Consider the following 301-nt stretch of genomic DNA (forward strand, 5'->3'; position numbering starts at 1 on the left):
GGACAAGCCCTTCCGCCCGCGCCCCTTCCCCGATGCCGCCCGTGACGGCGACGAGGCCCCGCAGGCCCGCCCGTCCTTCCGCAGGGATGGTCAGGACGAACGCCCCTTCCGTCCCCGTGGCGACCGTTTCGTGGATCGCGATGGCGAAGAAGCCCGGCGTCCCTTCCGGCCGCGCCGTGACGATGACGGCCAGCCTTTCCGCAAGGACGGCTTCCGTCCCCGGCGCTTCAACGACCGCGACGGCAACGAAGGGCAGGACGGACAGAAACACCGTGCGCCCTTCCCCCGCTTCGATGACGAG

The 301-nt window shown here is 71.1% G+C and carries 1 protein-coding gene; it reads left to right on the forward strand.

Annotation, left to right across the window (positions count from 1 at the left end):
- The coding region (locus tag ACQRCJ_RS12535; protein WP_427799955.1) for a hypothetical protein at positions 1–301 on the forward strand (301 nt) is incomplete at both ends.

The organism is Desulfovibrio sp. SGI.102 (genome assembly GCF_050314315.1).
In the GTDB taxonomy this organism is placed as follows: domain Bacteria; phylum Desulfobacterota; class Desulfovibrionia; order Desulfovibrionales; family Desulfovibrionaceae; genus Desulfovibrio.